Origin of the sequence: Embleya sp. NPDC059213 (assembly GCF_042754445.1) — a bacterium.
In the GTDB taxonomy this organism is placed as follows: Bacteria; Actinomycetota; Actinomycetes; order Streptomycetales; family Streptomycetaceae; genus Embleya.
Genome location: NZ_JBHZAV010000104.1, coordinates 16,399 through 32,899, shown reverse-complemented (window position 1 = coordinate 32,899; position 16,501 = coordinate 16,399). Strand labels below are relative to the sequence as shown.

Here is a 16,501-nt window from a genome sequence, read left to right as displayed (position 1 = left end):
CACCGGCAATCCCCTTTTTTTGGTTGTTTGGGGGGCTCGTTTTTGTGTATATGAGCCCGGGCCGGGGTCCTCGGCGCTGTCGCGGCGAGGACCCGGGACACGTCCGTCAACGCCCTGTGAACCGCGGCTGCGTCTTGTTCAGGAATGCGTCCACCGCTTCTCGGTGGTCCGCGGACTTGCCGACACGGAGCTGAAGGGCGCTCTCCTTGGCGAGCGCACTCGCAATCGGTAGCGTGGCCGAGCACGCCAGCGCCTCCTTGATCGCGGCGAACGCCATGGTCGGCCCCGCCGCCAAGCGTCGGGCGAGGTCGTTTGCCGCCGTTGCGACGTCTTCGGCCGGCACGATCCGGTTGGCAAGTCCCAGCTCCAACGCCTGCGACGCCGAAATCGTCTCGGACAGCATCAACAACTCGATCGCCCGAGCGTGCCCCACAAGCCTGGGCAGGGTCCATGACGCTCCCGAGTCGGCGGCGAGCCCGATGCCCGCGAACGCCAGGTTCAACGTCGTGGTCTCGGCGAGGATGCGGAAGTCGCAGGCGAACGCGAGTGCCGCGCCGGCGCCTGCGGCCACACCGTTGACGGCCGCGATCACCGGCTTGCGCATGGTGGTCAGGGCCATGACCAGGGGGTTGTAGTGCTCGGCGACGGTGGCGAAGGCCGCCTGGGCGCTGCGGTTGAGCTGTTCACGGTGCTGCCGGAGGTCCTGCCCCACACTGAAGGCGCGTCCGGCGCCGGTGAGCACGACCGCCCGCACGTCCGCATCGCCGGCAGCCCGGGCCAGGGCATTGCGCAATGCCACCTTCGTCGCGTTGTCCAAGGCGTTGAGGGCGGCTGGTCGATCAATGGTCACCGTGGCTATGGCGTCCACGCACTCGTATCGGACGAACTCGGTCATGGCCGTACTCCTGGGTCGCGATGGCGCTTGGCGAGCCAACTCGTTCATTTCGAAGGGCGCGGCGCTGCCACGCGTGATGGATGGTCAGGTCGCTTGGATGCGCAGCCCGCCTTCGTCCTGGGCGTCGCGCAACTGGGTGTGGATGGTCATGCGGGTCCGGTCCGCGCGGAACAGATCGTGGGACAACTCGAAGCTGCCACCGTGGCGGTCCGCCGCCACCCGGACGACGGAGATCAGTGGCGCGCCCGGCTCGACCTCCAGCACCCGGGCTTCGTCCGCGGTGGCGGCGACGACCTCGATCTCCTCGGTGACGTCGGCGGGTGTGACGCCATAGTGCTCGGCGATGAGCTCGTACACGGATCCGCCGAGGGGGCGTTCGAGGAGGCCGGGGAAGTAATCGGCGACGAGTTGTGCGTGCTCGAGGCTGATCGGCCGGCCGTCGGCGAGACGAAGGCGTACCAGGTCGAACACAAGGTCGCCGGACGACAGGCGGAGCCGGCGGGCGGTGTCCTTGTCCGCCCCGCGCATCGCGGTGGACAGGACGTTGGTGCCGGCTTCGAAGCCCTGTCGGCGCAGGTAGGCCGGCACGCCGACGGCTGCGGAGAGGTTGCGTTCGGCTTTGCCGTGGCTGACGAATGTGCCGCCGCCGCGGCCGGGCACACGGCGCACGACGCCGCTTTGCTGCAGGGCGTCGAGTGCGTGCCGCAGGGTGGATCGGCTGACGCCGTACTGCTGGGCGAGGTCGCGTTCTCCGCCGAGCTTGTCTCCGGGTCGGAGCAGGCCGTTGCGGAGCTGCTCGAGGATGCGGCGGCGTACGTCCTCGGCGGTGCCGGGCGTCGGGGCTGAAGCTTCGTCATGTTCGATGGACACAACTATGGTTTACACCATTTCCGGATTCGGTTGCCTTCGGTACCCCCAACGGCCGTGCGGTCGCCGACGGAACCGGATGCGAGTGTCAGGCCTCTCGCTCCGAGGATTCCTCAAGCACCACGCGGCCGATCAGCGCGAACCGTTCGGGTGCCCGGACCTTCGTGTAGAGCGCGAGGACGACGCCGAGCACGGCGACACCGAGCACGAGGTAGGGGATCATCCGAAAGATCGTGGTCTGTGACGCGGCGCCGCCCGCCGTGTCAAGGTTTTGGAAGAGCAGGATCACCACGTAGATCATCGCGATGCCGCCCAGCAGTGGCGCCGCGAACGTGCGGAGCGGGTGGGCGGTCTCGGGGTGCATCCGCCGCACGTGGAAGTAGCCGATGACGGCTGCGGAGCTGAGGATCTGGACGATGAGGATGGCCATCGTTCCCAGGACGGACAGGACGACGAAGAGGTCGAGGTAGGGGTCCTTGCCGGCCAGCGCGAAGCCCAGGACCAGCGTCGCGGCGATCCCGCACTGGACGTAGCTGGCGACGTGGGGCGAGCCGTGTTTCGCGTGTGTGGCGCCGAGGGTGCGCCGAGTGCCGGGCACGATGTCTTCCCGACCGATGGCGTACAGGTATCTGGCCGCGCAGTTGTGGAACGCCATGCCGCAGGCGAACGAGCCGGTGACGAGCAGGATTTGGAAGAGGGTCACCGCCCAGTCGCCGAGCAGGACGCGCGTCGGTCCGAAGAGCAGTTCGGCCGGGGAGCCGCCGCCGGCTATGCGCACCGACTCGTCGAGACCGTTGGCGGCCACGACCATCCAGGAGACGAAGACGTAGAAGATCCCGACGCCGACGACCACCACCATGGTGGCGATGGGGACGATGCGCTTGGGGTCGCGGGACTCCTCGCCGTACATCGCGGTCGACTCGAAGCCGACCCACGACCAGAAGGCCATGAACAGGCCGAGGCCGACGCTTGCGCCGGCGACTCCCGAGGCGGCGTCGAAGGCGTTCAGGGGGTTGATCGCCTGCGGTACGAAGCCGTCCGGGCCGCCTCCGTCCACGAGTATCGCCACGGCGAGCGCGGTGAGGATGAGTACCTCCGAGACCAGGGCGAGGCCGAGGACCCTGCTGGTCAGGTTGATGTCGAAGTGCGACAGCACGGCGTTGAGCGCAAGCATGAGCAACGCGTAGAAGAGCCAGGGCAGGGAAACGCCGAAGAGGTCGGCCACGGTCTGCTTCGCGAAATAGGCGAACAGGCCGGTCAGCGACGCCTCGAACACGATGTAGGCGACCGTGGCGAGCAGTCCCGCGCACATGCCCGCGACTTGGCCGAGCCCGTGCGAGACGAAGCCGTAGAACGCGCCTGCCGCGGTGATGTGCCGCGCCATGGCCACGTAGCCCACGGCGAAGACGGTGAGCACGATGGTGGCCACGAGGTAGCCGGCGGGAGCGCCGGTGCCGTTGCCGAAACCCACGGCCACCGGCACGTTGCCGACCATCGCGCTGATGGGTGCCGCGGTGGCGACGGCCATGAACACCACGGCCACGAGACCGACCGCGTTGGGCCGCAGCCGCTGCATGTGTTCTTGCGGGTCATGCTCGGGCGTGGGAGGCGTCGTTCTCGAACCAATATCTGTCATTGCATCGACCTTTCAGAGGATACGGTCGGCATTTTGGTCGCCTGCGACGGAGTCCCTCTGGCAAATACTGCGTTTTGCGAAGATTCATCAGGGGGGTATCGGCGATGGTGCCACCGGTGCGCAAGGTCGGGCAAGACTTTCGCGGCATACGGTTGAGTTGTTGGTAGCGTTGACAACCGTTAAGCCAATCGGTACACATACGGTATGAACCAAAACGACGGCCTGGACGCGGTCCGCCGATCGAGGAAGGAGTGATGATGCGCGACTACGGCTTCGTCTCCTACGCGTCGAGAGACGACTTCTTCGATCGCTCCCGCGCCGCATGGAACCCCGGCAAGACGCAGTTCTGGCTGGACCAGGGCGTCGACCTCGTCATCGACCGCCGGGACGGGTACCACCTCTGGGACGCCGACGGCCGAAAACTGATCGACGCCCACCTCAACGGCGGCACCTACAGCCTCGGTCACCGACACCCCGAACTGGTCGCGGCCATGAACGAGGCGATGACCCATTACGACGTGGGGAACCACCACTTCGCGTCGGTCGCCCGCACCGCGCTGGCGGAACGCCTGCTCGCCACCTGCGACGGCAACATGGGCAAGGTCATCTTCGCCGCCGGCGGAGGCGAGGCGATCGACATCGCGCTCAAGACCGCCCGGCACGCCACCAAGCGCCGCAAGATCGTGTCCATCCAAAACGCGTTCCACGGCCACACCGGACTCGCCGTCAACGCCGGCAACCCGCGGTTCTCACGATTGTTCCTGGTCGACGAGCCGTCCCAATTTCCCCAGGTCGACTTCAACGACCTGTCCGCGATGGAGTCGGCGCTGCGGGGCGGCGACGTCGCCGCGGTCCTGGTGGAGACGGTGCCGGCCACCTACGGCTTCGTGATGCCCGAGCCGGGATACCTCGCCGGGGTCAAGGACCTGTGCGAACGGTACGGGACCGTCTACATCGCCGACGAGGTGCAGACCGGGCTGATGCGCACGGGCGAGATGTGGGGCATCTACAAGGCCGGAGTCTCGCCGGACATCCTGGTCACGAGCAAGGGCACCGCGGGAGGCCTCTACCCCCTGGGCGCGGTCATCGTCGCCGACAAGGTCGCGGGCTGGCTGGACGAGGACGGCTTCGGCCACATCTCGACCTTCGGCGGGGCCGAACTCGGCTGCATCGTCGCCATCAAGGTCCTGGAGATCTGCGGGCGCCCCCAGACCAAGGCGACCGTCGCCTCGATCGCGGCCCGTCTGGACCGCGGCCTGGCCGACATCCGGTCCGATCATCCGGACTTCTTCGTCGGCATCCGACAGAACGGCTTGGTGATCGGCCTGGAATTCGACCACCCCGTAGGCGCCCAACTCGTCATGCGAGCGCTGTACGAGAACGGCGTCTGGGCCATCTTCTCCACACTCGACACCCGTGTCCTCCAGTTCAAGCCGGGGTTGCTCATGTCTCCTGAACTCGTCGACGACCTGCTCGAACGCCTCCATACGGCAGTCGGCCAAGCCCGCAACGCCGCACGCGTCGCCTCCGGGCAGGCCGCGTGAGCGCCCAGCCGGCCCAGGCCCGCGCGACGGCTTGGGGCCCGGATCCGGCCGCACAGGCTCGAACCCTGCTGGAGCGCGCGCGGTGGGCGGCCGACGAATTCGCCTCATTCGACCGCGCCCGGGTCGACCGCATCGTTCGAGCCGCCGCGCAGGCCGGGCACGACAACGCTGCCCGCTACGCCGAGTGGGCGGTGCGGGAAACCGGGTTCGGCGTGGTCGCGGACAAGATCACCAAGAACGAGGCGTGCTCGCTGGGTCTCCTGGCGCGCTACGGAGACGAAGACCACGTCAGCGCCCGCCACGACGCGGACGCCAAGATCCTTGAAGTCCCCCGCCCCGCCGGCGTCGTCGTCGCGCTGACACCGTCGACCAACCCGGTGTCGACCGTCTACTTCAAGGTCATGCTCGCCCTGATGACACGGAACGCCATCGTCATCAGCCCGCACCCCGCGGCCAAGGCTGCCAGCGCGGACGCCGCCCGCACGCTCCATGCGGCGGCCGTGGCGGCGGGAGCACCCGCCGACGTCGTCCAGGTCGTCGACGAACCGACGATCCCCCTGGTGGACGCCCTCATCACCGATCCCGGCTGCAGCATCGTGCTGGCGACCGGGGGAACGCCCATGGTGCGTGCCGCCTACGGCTCGGGGAACCCCGCCCTCGGCGTCGGGCCCGGCAATGTGCCCGTGCTCGTCGACGCCACGGCGGACCTCGTCGCGGCTGCCCAACGCATCGTCGCCAGCAAGGCGTTCGACAACTCCCTGCTGTGCACCAACGAATCGGTGCTGCTGGCCGAAGACTCCATAGCGGCGGACCTGTTGCGCGCACTCGACAAGGCCGGCGCGCATGTGTGCGACCCGGTCGAGCGCGACCGCCTGAGGGCCTGGCTCTACCCCGAGGGCCGCCTCCGCACCGCCGCCATCGGCCGGGACGCCGCCTGGATCGCCGAGCAGGCCGGATTCCGCATCCGCCCGGGCAAGCGTGTGCTCGTCGCGCCGTTCGAGCGCCCCTTCGAAGAACCCCTCACACAGGAAAAGCTGTGCCCCGTCCTGGGATTCCACCCGGTATCCGACGCGGCCCACGGCATCCGGCTGGCTCGGCTGCTGCTGCGCCGGGGCGGACGCGGACACTCCGCCGCCATCCACAGCAGCGATCGCGCCGCCATCATGGCGTTCGGAGCGAACGTGGAAGCCATGCGCATCAGCGTCAACGTCGGCGCCAGCCTGGGCAGCTCGGGATTCGAGACCAACCTCGCACCGACGATGACCATCGGCACCGGGTTCGTGGGCCGCAGCTCGCTCGGCGAGAACCTCGAACCCCGCCACCTCGTGCAGTACACACGTGTCGCGTACAACCGTGACGCCGACGTCGCGTTCGACGACTTCACCGGCCTCCAGCCGTGGACCGCCCGGCCCACGTCGCCCGCGGCACGCACGGCCACACGCGACACCGCCCGGCCGGGTGGTGCGGCCCAGATTCCCGACAGCCGGGTGGGCCGTCAGGAACTCGACCTGCTGCGCGAAGAAATCCGCCGGCTCGTCCGCACCGAGCTGCAAAGCGTGCTGGGAGCCCACCATGGCTGAACTGCGCTCGTTCATCTTCATCGATCAACTCCAGCCACAGACCATGTGCTATCTCGGCACGTTCGTGCGAGGCAGCCTGCCCCGCACCAACATGTCGGCGCAGATCATCGAAGTCGCCCCCGGCCTGGACATCGAGCCGCTGACCGACGTCGCACTGAAATACGCCGATGTTCAGGCCGGCATCCTGGTCGTCGAGCGGCAGTTCGGCTACCTCGAAATCCACTCACGATCCACGGACGCCGTGCGCTCGGCCGCCGACGCCATCCTGCAGGCACTGGGCGCGGATCCGTCCGCCGTGCCCACCCCGACCATCCTGGCCGACAAGACCATCACGAGTATCGATCCACGGCACGCCTTCCTGATCAACCGGAACAAGTCCGGCTCGATGGTCCTGCCGGGCGAGTCACTCTTCACCCTCGAAGTCACCCCGGCGGCATACGCGATCCTCGCCACGAACCAAGCCGAGAAGGCCGCCGACATCAAGGTCGTGGACTACCGCATGATGGGCGCCACCGGGCGCGTCTACCTCAGCGGCACCGAATCCGACGTCCGCATGGCCGCGGAGGCCGCGCGCGAAGCCGTGCGGGCCAGGCCATGAACAGCACGCCGCCGGCCATCGGCTTGTCGACCGTCGGGACCTCATGGGACCAACTGCGCGGCCTCGTCGCCGAGGCGGTCCGCGAAGCGGTCGCCGAATTGACCGCCGCACCGAATCACGAGAGTTCACCGCCTTCTCCCACCGCCGCACCGACCACCGTCGAGCCGGACAACCGCCCCGTGGTACTTCGGGACGACGCGGACCTCGCGAGTTTCGTACGACTGCTGCTCGATCTCGCCGCAACACCCGGGGGACGCGCAGCCCTCGACGACCGCAGGATCCGGTTCCGGCTCGACAACGGTGACCCTGCCCGTACCGACAATGGCGAGCCTGCACAGACACAGGGCGTCCATCGGATCGAGCGTGGCGCCGTCGGCGAGGCCGTGGTCACCGCGGCGGCTGCCGCCGGACAACACATCGTCGCCGGCCCCCGCGCCGTCATCACCCCCTTGGGGCGGGACACGGCCCGCAGGCTCGGCGTTCGGATCGACCGGGAGGAGGCCTGATGCGCATCGGCACCGTCACCGGATCCGTCTGGTCGACCCGACGCGTCGCCGGCGTCCCGTCGGGCGCGTTCCTGACCGTGGAATTCGACGCACCGCCGGAGCTGATCATCGCGTTCGACGTCCTGGGAACCGGCGTCGGGGAACGCGTACTCGTGGCCCAAGGCATGAGCGCCGCCCGCCGGTTCCCCGACAACGCCCCGATCGACGCCTTGATCATCGGATCCGTCGACGAGACTTCCACCACCCACCGCAACTCCTGAACACGAAAGTTGGGACCCTCATGTCCGACGCCATCGGAATGATCGAAACCCGCGGCTACGTCGCGGCGTTCGCCGCCGCAGACGCCATGGTCAAGGCCGCGAACGTGACCATCATCAGCCGCGAGGAGGTCGGCGACGGCCTGGTCGCAGTCGTCATCAACGGCGACGTCGGCGCCGTCAAGGCCGCCGCCGACGCCGGTGCGGACACCGCCGCCCAGGTCGGCGAACTCGTCTCCGTCCACGTCATCCCCCGCCCCCACCCCGAAGTGAACCGACACTTCAACGGTGGCGGAACCACCAACGGCTGAGCGCCATGACAACCACCTCCGACGAGCCGACGGCGGGCGCCCCACGGCGGCGCCCCCGCGCGGCGGCACAGGACCGCACACCGGCCCAGTCCGCCGCGCCGCCGACCGAACTCCGCGTACACCTGACCCTGCGCAGCCTTCAGCGGCAGTTCGCCGCGTACTTGGGGACCCCCACTCGAGCGCGCGGCTATCCGCCTCTGGAAGGCGACCACGCCCTGATCATCGAAGTGGCCCCGGGGCTGGCCATCGAGCGTGTCATCGACCTGGCACTCAAGGCGGTGCCCGCCGCGGAGCCCGGGCTGCTCTTCGTGGAACGCCAGTTCGGCATCCTTGAACTGCACACCAAGAACACCGATGACCTGGAGCGCGCCGGCGCCGCCATCCAGGCCGGGATCGGCCGCGCCCCGTCCGACCAGCTCAAGCCCCGCGTGTTGTACACCGACGTGATCGAGAACGTCACCGACCAGCACGCGGTCATCTTGAACCGCACCCGACAGGCATCCATGATCCTGCCGGGGCAGACGCTGCTGGTGATGGAGATGACCCCCGCCCTGTACGCGGCCCTGGCGGCGAACGAGGCGGAACGCGCGGCGCCGAAGAACACCCTGGTCGACGTGCAGATGATCGGCGCCGCCGGACGCGTCTACATCAGCGGCACCCTGGAAGGGGTCACCACTGCACGCCACGCGATCGACGTGGCACTTTCGGCCATCGAAGGACGTGACCACTGAACCGACGACCCAGTCCCCCGACTCCACCGACCCTCCGACTGCCCGCGCCCCAGGAGAAGGCATGTCCCCCGAAAGACCCGGGTTCGACCGCGACGACACACCCGGTGCCGTCTCCGCTGAACCGTACGACTCCCTGGCACGCCGTGTCCTGCCCGCCTACGGCATCGACCGCGACACCCCGCTCGAACTGCTGAACCTCTCGGAGAACGCGACCTATCGCGTGCACGCCGGGCCGGGCTCGGCCCCACGCATCCTGCGTGTGCACCGCCCCGACTACCACTCGGCCGCCGAGATCCGGTCCGAACTGGCCTGGGTCGAGGCACTCCGCAACGACACCGAGATCGCCACCCCGGAGCCGATTCCTACTCTGGACGGCCGTCTCGTTGTCGGCGTCGAGCCGCTCACCGCCGGGGGGCAGCGGCGCCATGCCGTCCTCTTTCACCTCATCCCCGGTGACGCTCCGGACGAGAACGTGCCCGCTCCGCAGTTCGAACGGCTGGGAGAAATCACCGCGCACCTGCACCGGCACGCCGAAACGTGGACGCCTCCCGCCGGGTTCACGCGGATGCGCTGGGACCTCGCCACGACGCTCGGCACGCGCGCGCACTGGGGACGGTGGTGGGACGGGCCCGGCGCCACCGGCGAGGTCCGCCGGGTGCTCGCGGACACGGAAGCGATCATCCAACAACGGTTGCGGCGATACGGAACCCGCGCGAGCCGATTCGGGTTGATCCACGCCGACCTCCGGCTGGCCAACCTTCTCGTGCACGGCGACCGGACCGCCGTGATCGATTTCGACGACTGCGGTTCCGGCTGGTTCCTCTACGACTTGGCCGCCGCCCTCACCTTCCTCGAAGACACCCCGCAGGTCCCCGACCTCATCGACAGCTGGCTCACCGGCTACCGGCGGGTCCGCGCGCTCACCACCGAAGACGAGAACGAGATCCCCACCTTCATCATGCTTCGACGCCTGATGGTCGTCGCCTGGCTGGGCTCACACCCCGATACCGACCTCGCTCGGGCCAAGGGCGCGGGGTTCACACGCGCGAGCGCCGAACTCGCGGACCGATACCTCGGTACACAAAACCGATGGTGGCGCGCCCGCCGGCCGACAACCATCGACCTCGGCACCGCGGAATGATCGAGTCCACCACCCCAAACACCCCAGGAGCATTCATGAAACTCCCATCCGTGGACGGCCGCCGTGTCGTCGTCACCGGCGGCTCGAAGGGCATCGGCAAAGGAATCGCCGCCGTCTTCGCCCGATCCGGAGCCCACGTGGTCATCACCGGCCGCAACGCCGCCGACGTCCACGCGACCGCGACGGAACTCACCGCCACCGGTGGGAAAGTCATCGGCATCGCGGCGGACGTCGGCGACCCGGCGGCGATCTCGCGGCTCGCCGACGACGCGGTCGAGGCGCTGGGTGGTGTCGACGTCGTCTGCTGCAATGCGGGCATCTTCCCCAACGCTCGGCTGACCGACCTCACCGCCGAGCGCATCGACGAAGTCTTCGACGTCAACCTGCGTGGCACCATGCTCACCGTGACGGCCTTCCTACCCGCCTTGCGGAGCAGCTCGTACGGTCGCGTCGTGGTCACCTCGTCCATCACCGGACCCGTCACCGGCTACCCCGGCTGGAGCCACTACGCGGCCAGCAAAGCCGGACAAATGGGCTTTGTGCGGGCCGCAGCCCTGGAGTTGGCCCCCCAGGGCATCACGATCAACGCGTTGCTCCCCGGCAACGTCCTCACCGAGGGCGTGACGGAACTCGGTCCCGGCTACGTCCGCGACATGGCCCGGTCCATTCCGATGGGCAGGCTCGCGACGAGCGAGGAGATCGGCCACGCGGCGTTGTTCCTGGCCTCCGAACACGCCGGGTTCATCACCGGCCAGGGGCTGATCGTCGACGGCGGCCAAGTGCTCGCCGAGTCGCTGGACGCGATCACCACCACCGGCGCCTGACGAACGTCTGACAAACGCCTGACGAACACAACCAACGGCCCGCCCGGCACCGGGCCGCCACCCGTGCACGCCCGCCCGGCTCCATGCCGCCCGACCGCGCCACCGGCCTCCGCCCACCCGGCGATGGTCGTGGTGTGGGTGGTGGGAGCGGGTGTCGGAGCCGGGCGGGTCGGCTCGGCGGTGGGCCGGCAGCACAACAGGAACGCCGTCCGAGTGGCCGTCGGAGTCGCGTTCGGCGAGGAGGTCGAGCGGCCGGGGTGGAACTCGACACCAGGCTGCGCATCGTCGCGTGGTGTTGTCGGGGTGTCGGGCGAGGCGGGTGGGGTGGTTGTCGTTCCTTCTCGTGACCTTGTTACCGGGTCTGTGACAGCGGTGTCGTGGTGCGACAACTCGGGTGTCCCCGGGTCCGGCCGACGCGGTGATCTGCACCGACCGGCCGATCACCACCGGGGCGCCGAAAAGGCCGAGCCCCGCGAGTCCGGTCCCGTTCGGCTACGTCTTCGTTGCACCGGCGCACTCCTCGAAGTTGCCGTACGGGTCGTGCCGCTCGACGAGTCGCCGGCCGAGGGGTGGCGGGTGACTCGTGCGCGGTGCTCGCCGTGCGCAAGACTGTTCGCTCCATGACACCTGCCGAGGAGCAAAGATGTCACGTGTGAGGAAGACCGTACCCGCGGCGATACTGGCGGCTTTGGCGCTGTCGGGCATGGGAGCCACACCCGCAACAGCGATCGGAGGCTTACTCCCCCACCCCGGGCCGGATGGTCTGGTGTGGGTGGAGGAGAGCACGGGGGACGGTGGTGTCGTATCAGGGGGCGCCTGGGAACAACTGCCGACCATACTCACCGTCGCCTGTGAGGGCGGCGGCAGCGTGGCAGTGACGATGCACTCCCGGGACGCGGAGGTGGCCGCGTTCACCGTGGATTGCCCCGCCGGCGCCATCGGCATGAACTCGGCGACCATGGATCCGGGCATCGTGCGGTCGGGGTCCTTCACCGTGGGGGTCGACGCCTCGGCACAGGCACTGCGATGGGCGCTGACGGTAACCCAACCGGAGTAGCAAACGCCGTCGGTCGGCGGGCGTTGCCCGGGCCGCCGGAGAACGGTCTGGTGACCCGCTGCCCGCCGACACGCGCGCTACGGCGGCCAAAGATGGTCGTCGTCCCACCGACTTCCGCGACGCGATCGGGTTCACCGACACGTGGCGTCCGCGTCCGGATGTGTCGAAGTCGATCCGGCCAAAGGGCGATCCGGTCGGCTTGCTCGTGGCGGTCTGTCGGTGCCGATGGCGGGTCATCGGTCGAAGGCAATGGGGAAGGGGCATTTCCCATCGGCGAACTCGCCACGCTCGCACCGGTAGCGCTCGAGCGGGAATCGGTATCGACCACATCATCGGAGATCCCAGACGGTCGCCTCGATGTTCATTTCGGAAGGACCGGGCATGTCGATCACCTTGATGTAGCCGAGGCGACCGTCCAGGGTCTTGAGACAGGCCATGGAGCCCGCTCGAACGGTCAGCGCGCCGCGAGCCAACCGGGTGCTCATGGCGGAGCATTGCTGATGGTTCGGCGGAGCGCCGCCGTCCCACGCGGCGATCGCGGGGGCGACCACCCGACCGGGGTGACAGTCGCATTCGAGGCCGAGGTCGCCGATGACCGCGTTGGCCGGCGGAACACTGTCGAGCCACCAACCCGTGGGCGCTCCGTTGCTGTAGAGAAGGAGCGTGCCGTGCCAACGCTCGCGAACGGTGGGCGGCGCAGTCGGATCGGACGGCGCCGAGGAGGTGGGTGCCGGGCGGGGGGGCGTGGAAGAGACGACGGACCGTGGCGGGGTCCGGTCGGGGGTGGGTGAAGTGGGGACGGACGGCGTCGGGTTCGGGTCGGCGGCGGGCGAAGTGTAGGTCGAGGAGGGCGACCGGACCGATTCGTTCGTCGCGTCGTGCCGCGAGCCCGTGGTCGCCGCGTTCGAGAGGAGAAGAATCCCCAGTCCCAGCACGACTGCGATCACCCCGACGACGGCCGCGCGAAGCCGTATCGCGCGGCTCTGTCACGGGTCCCGAGGGAGGAGCACCTCGGCGGGCGGCCCGTCGAGGTGGGCGCGATTGTGGACCCAGGGGCGTCGGGTGACGGCGTTCTGCCCGAACTGCTGCGGTGCCGGGCAGCCCTGCTCGCGCAGACGGTCGTGTACGTGTCGCCAGATCCGGTCCACGCTCAGGGTCGGCCCCGCCCCATGGATCCCGTTCTCCGAGACGTCCATGAGGGCCCGGTGAAGTCGGGGTGCCCGCCGAGGGGCCCACTGTACGTCCGCCCCCGGCTCACCCGCACGGTTTCCGCGACGGCAACGCGACGTCGAGCAACGGACCGGCCGAAGGGGCCGATACATGCCATCCCAATCCCCTGTCGGCGACACGGATACCAGCCGAAGACGCTCCATCAGTCCGGGGACTTGCTCCCGGAAGGTCTCCCGCCGACAGCCCGGGACCGGGCAGACCAAGCGTCGCACCCGGATGTCGACACGAAGGGCCGTCGGCCGGACGAGCACGAGATCGCGGTCACGGTCACGGTCACGGTCACGGTCACGGTTTGGGAGCCCGGGGCGGCGGCTTTTTGTTTCAGGGCCGGAAAACACGCTGCCCGCTCGTCGGCGCGGCGACCGCGACGTGACCTGCCCGGCGTATGGTCACAGACCCGGCGCACCCCAGACCGGAAACCACCGGGACAGGTCGGATTCGAGCCGCAGATCGTCGGTGACCGCCGCGTTGACCTGGAGCTCCAGCGCGGTGTCGCGCTTCTCGTGTACGCCCGGCACCGGTGCGAAGGGGTAGAAGGTGCCGCGCTTGTACAGGTAGACCAAGGCGAGCCGGCGGCCGTCGGGATGCCCGAACGCGGCCAGTGAGCACAGCAGTTGCGGACCGAAACCGCCGTCTTCGAGCGCGATGTTGATCGCGTGCAGATCGGTCACCAGGGAGCCCACGTCCTCGGGCGAGCGCTCGGCGAGCAGCCACGTGTACCCGTACTCGTCCCGGCTGCTCCGAAGCCCGTCGACCAGCTCGTTCAGGTCGCGCAGCACCTGGTCGAACGCACCGCCCTCGACGGTGGCGAAGCACACCGACCCGGTGCCGGTGGGCCGGAACTCGGCGGCGATCTCCAGGGTGATGGCCGCCGAGGGCAAGCCGAACAATTGGTCGAGATCGGGCTTGACCGGCCTGCTTCGACCGAAGACCGAGTCGAACAGCCCCATCAGGCGGCACCGCCGAGTTCCGCGCTGATCCGGCCCAGTTGCTCCAGGCGCCGTTCGAGCGTCGGGTGGGTCGCGAACAGGTTCGCCAGGCTGTCCTTGGAGGCGATAGCCGGCGCGAAGAAGAACGCGTTGAACGGCTCGGCCCGGCGCAGATCGCGGGTCGGGATCCGGGCCATGGTGCCGCTGATCTTGGTCAGCGCGGAGGCGAGCGTGGATGGTCGGCCGGTGAGCAGTGCAGCCGAACGGTCGGCGCACAGCTCGCGGTAGCGCGACAGGGTCCGGATGAGAACGAAGCTCAGCGTGTACACCACCACGCTCACCGCGGTCACGACCCCTATCAGGACCGCGGTGTTCTGGTCACGGCGCATCCCGCCGAAGAGGCCGAACTGCACACCGACGCGGGTGAGCAACCCGGCCAGGACACCGAGGAAGGATGCGATCGTCATCACCGCGACGTCCTTGTGGGCGACGTGCGAGAGCTCGTGCGCCAGGACGCCTTCCAGCTCGGCCGGCTCCAGGCGGCGGAGCAGTCCGGTGGTGGCGCACACGACCGTGTTCTTCCGGTTGCGGCCGGTAGCGAAGGCGTTGGGCACATCGGAGTCTGCGACCGCCACGCGCGGCTTGGGCATGTCGGCGAGGGTGCACAACCGATCGACCACGCCGTGCAGTTCCGGCTGCTCCTCGGGGGTGACCTCGCGGGCGCCCATCGCGAACGCCGCGAGTTTGTCGCTGAACCAGAACTGTGCGACGAAGAGACCGCCGATCAACACGACCGCGAGCGGCCAGGCCCGGCCGAGCATCACCACCAGCGCGCCCACGAAGACCACATAGAGCAGGCCGAGCAGAAACATGGTGACGAGCATGCGGCGCACCAAGCCGCGATCGGTGGCGAATCGGGTGCCGGCGCTGGTCCTGGTCATCGATTCCTCCCTCGTGGGGGACCTGGTGGCGGGCCTCGCGGATGGCCCGGATGGGTGAATAAGGTAACGAATCGGGTCCTACTTTGATTCTCCCTCGCCGGCGGGCTCGGCGGGCGAGGCGCGCCGGCGGCGGGTGAGGGGCGGCACGCCCGGATGCGGATCGGGCAGGTCGCCGTCCCGTTCGGGATCTGGGCCCGCCACGCCATGTGGCTCCCGACCGCCGGGCAGGAGCATGTGGCTCTGCTCGCGTCGAGCGGCCGAGCCTGCCCGGGCTGCCGCAGGTTGTCCTCGGCCGGGCCCGCCACCCGACGCTGTTGCGCCGCCGCGAGGGCATCGCCGACGCCCTCCCCCGCGCGCAGGCCGTCACCGCGACCTGGTGGGACGCCCATCGGCCGCAGGAGAAGACATCGCCGTGGTGCCTGCGACGACTTGCCGACGCCAACTGTGGGAGGGACTTGGCACACCGCCTCGCCCGGACGTGGTCACCTGCAGTAAGCCTTGATTGGTGCGGCCGACCTGGCGGCCTGCTCGATCTTCGCGCAGTGGGCTGCCCGGGCTTCCTCGTCGATCTGCTGCTCGTGTTCGGGGCGCAGCCCGGTCCGGCCGTCGAGGCCCTCGCGCAGGATGTCGGCGTGCCCGGCGTGCCGGTTGGTCTCGCCGAGGACGTGGACCATGATGGCGAACAGGTTCGTGTCGACATAAGTCTCCGGCCACCACGGCACGTGGCCGGGGGCGTCGAGGGGGAGCTCGTTGATCGTCGCGTCCGAGTGTTCCCACGTGCGCCGGTAGAACCCGATGATCTGATCGCGGGTCTCGTCCTCGGCGGCCCACTGATCGCTGCCGTCGGAGTCCTGCCACCGGGGCAGCGGTTCCGGGGAAGGGCGGTCGAAGACCTCGCCGAAGTACCTGGCCTCGACGGTGGCCACGTGTTTGACCAGGCCGAGGAGGTTGGTTCCGGTCGCCGTCAAAGGTCGGCGGGCGTCGTATTCGGACAAGCCGTCGAGTTTCCAGAGCAGCGCCTTGCGGTCCCGCCGCAGTCTGCCGTGCAGGTTGTCCCTCGCGAATTCATCGATCATGCGGCATGAGCCTGCCATGGCCCTGTTCTCGTATGGCTACCGCCGGGTGGCGTATAGCGCCGAGTGACTACTTGGGGTTGCGGTCGCGCTGGTGGAGGACGGCGAAGTCGGCGTGCGCGGTCTCGACGGCTTCGGGATACGTCTGCGTCTTCTCGTGTTCGGCGAGGGCCCGGGTTCGGGTACCGGCGCGGCGTCCGGGTCGCGGGTGTCTTCGGCTTCGCCGCTGCCACGCGCGAGCGGATGGCGCCCCGACCCGGACCACGAACACGGGCACGGCGTCGGCGCCTTCTATTGCGCCGAAGTGGAGATGCGCCGCAACGACCACGAACGTCCCCGCGCCGAACGCGCCCTGATCACGATGTCAGTGGTTTTGGACAG

At 69.0% G+C, this 16,501-nt stretch carries 18 protein-coding genes; 10 read left to right on the top strand and 8 right to left on the bottom strand.

Annotation, left to right across the window (positions count from 1 at the left end; translation table 11 throughout):
- Positions 1-106: 106 nt before the first annotated feature.
- The 3 genes from ACFXMF_RS30905 to ACFXMF_RS30895 form a co-directional block, all read right to left on the bottom strand.
- Positions 107-895: an enoyl-CoA hydratase/isomerase family protein gene (locus ACFXMF_RS30905; RefSeq protein WP_379992242.1), complete on the bottom strand. Its 789-nt coding sequence runs from the start codon at positions 893-895 to the stop codon at positions 107-109.
- An 84-nt stretch (positions 896-979) separates the two neighbouring features.
- Complete coding sequence (locus tag ACFXMF_RS30900) at positions 980-1,765, bottom strand: GntR family transcriptional regulator (RefSeq protein WP_360322705.1); 786 nt, start codon at positions 1,763-1,765, stop codon at positions 980-982.
- Between the two features lie 85 nt (positions 1,766-1,850).
- A complete protein-coding gene (locus ACFXMF_RS30895) occupies positions 1,851-3,338 on the bottom strand; it encodes an APC family permease (RefSeq protein ID WP_379992243.1) in 1,488 nt (495 codons plus the stop codon).
- Between the two features lie 314 nt (positions 3,339-3,652).
- Between ACFXMF_RS30895 and ACFXMF_RS30890 the strand changes: the two genes are divergently transcribed.
- The 10 genes from ACFXMF_RS30890 to ACFXMF_RS30845 all read left to right on the top strand — a co-directional run bounded on the left by ACFXMF_RS30890 (position 3,653) and on the right by ACFXMF_RS30845 (position 11,947).
- On the top strand, positions 3,653-4,942 hold the full coding sequence (locus ACFXMF_RS30890) for an aspartate aminotransferase family protein (RefSeq protein ID WP_379992244.1): 1,290 nt from the start codon (positions 3,653-3,655) through the stop codon (positions 4,940-4,942).
- Positions 4,939-6,522 carry an aldehyde dehydrogenase family protein gene (locus tag ACFXMF_RS30885; RefSeq protein ID WP_360322699.1) on the top strand — a complete coding sequence of 528 codons (1,584 nt, stop codon included), beginning with the start codon at positions 4,939-4,941 and terminating at the stop codon, positions 6,520-6,522. The genes ACFXMF_RS30890 and ACFXMF_RS30885 overlap by 4 nt, the downstream gene beginning before the upstream one ends.
- Positions 6,515-7,120, top strand: a complete 606-nt coding sequence (locus tag ACFXMF_RS30880; RefSeq protein ID WP_360322697.1) for a BMC domain-containing protein — start codon at positions 6,515-6,517, stop codon at positions 7,118-7,120. Before ACFXMF_RS30885 ends, ACFXMF_RS30880 begins: the two co-directional genes overlap by 8 nt.
- Positions 7,117-7,626: a hypothetical protein gene (locus tag ACFXMF_RS30875; protein ID WP_379992246.1), complete on the top strand. Its 510-nt coding sequence runs from the start codon at positions 7,117-7,119 to the stop codon at positions 7,624-7,626. Before ACFXMF_RS30880 ends, ACFXMF_RS30875 begins: the two co-directional genes overlap by 4 nt.
- Complete coding sequence (locus ACFXMF_RS30870) at positions 7,626-7,886, top strand: EutN/CcmL family microcompartment protein (protein ID WP_360322693.1); 261 nt, start codon at positions 7,626-7,628, stop codon at positions 7,884-7,886. Before ACFXMF_RS30875 ends, ACFXMF_RS30870 begins: the two co-directional genes overlap by 1 nt.
- Positions 7,887-7,906: 20 nt before the next feature.
- Positions 7,907-8,194, top strand: coding sequence for a BMC domain-containing protein (locus tag ACFXMF_RS30865; protein ID WP_020555964.1), 288 nt, complete (start codon positions 7,907-7,909; stop codon positions 8,192-8,194).
- A gap of 5 nt (positions 8,195-8,199) precedes the next feature.
- Positions 8,200-8,925: a microcompartment protein gene (locus ACFXMF_RS30860; RefSeq protein WP_360322691.1), complete on the top strand. Its 726-nt coding sequence runs from the start codon at positions 8,200-8,202 to the stop codon at positions 8,923-8,925.
- 61 nt (positions 8,926-8,986) lie between these two features.
- Complete coding sequence (locus ACFXMF_RS30855) at positions 8,987-10,066, top strand: phosphotransferase enzyme family protein (protein WP_379990394.1); 1,080 nt, start codon at positions 8,987-8,989, stop codon at positions 10,064-10,066.
- Between the two features lie 35 nt (positions 10,067-10,101).
- Positions 10,102-10,890 (top strand): 3-oxoacyl-ACP reductase FabG, encoded by a 789-nt coding sequence (gene fabG / locus ACFXMF_RS30850; protein WP_379990393.1) that lies wholly within the window; start codon positions 10,102-10,104, stop codon positions 10,888-10,890.
- A gap of 772 nt (positions 10,891-11,662) precedes the next feature.
- Positions 11,663-11,947 carry a hypothetical protein gene (locus ACFXMF_RS30845; protein ID WP_379990392.1) on the top strand — a complete coding sequence of 95 codons (285 nt, stop codon included), beginning with the start codon at positions 11,663-11,665 and terminating at the stop codon, positions 11,945-11,947.
- A gap of 329 nt (positions 11,948-12,276) precedes the next feature.
- On the opposite strand, the gene ACFXMF_RS30840 is transcribed toward ACFXMF_RS30845, so the two are convergent.
- The 5 genes from ACFXMF_RS30840 to ACFXMF_RS30820 form a co-directional block, all read right to left on the bottom strand.
- Complete coding sequence (locus ACFXMF_RS30840) at positions 12,277-12,432, bottom strand: hypothetical protein (RefSeq protein ID WP_379990391.1); 156 nt, start codon at positions 12,430-12,432, stop codon at positions 12,277-12,279.
- A 501-nt stretch (positions 12,433-12,933) separates the two neighbouring features.
- Positions 12,934-13,143 (bottom strand): hypothetical protein, encoded by a 210-nt coding sequence (locus ACFXMF_RS30835; protein WP_379990396.1) that lies wholly within the window; start codon positions 13,141-13,143, stop codon positions 12,934-12,936.
- A 423-nt stretch (positions 13,144-13,566) separates the two neighbouring features.
- Positions 13,567-14,127 (bottom strand): hypothetical protein, encoded by a 561-nt coding sequence (locus ACFXMF_RS30830; protein ID WP_379990390.1) that lies wholly within the window; start codon positions 14,125-14,127, stop codon positions 13,567-13,569.
- Entirely contained in the window at positions 14,127-15,047 is a 921-nt protein-coding gene (gene htpX / locus ACFXMF_RS30825) for a zinc metalloprotease HtpX (RefSeq protein WP_379990389.1), read from the bottom strand. The genes ACFXMF_RS30830 and htpX overlap by 1 nt, the downstream gene beginning before the upstream one ends.
- 482 nt (positions 15,048-15,529) lie before the next feature.
- Positions 15,530-16,123, bottom strand: coding sequence for a DinB family protein (locus ACFXMF_RS30820; RefSeq protein WP_379990388.1), 594 nt, complete (start codon positions 16,121-16,123; stop codon positions 15,530-15,532).
- Positions 16,124-16,501 lie beyond the last annotated feature (378 nt).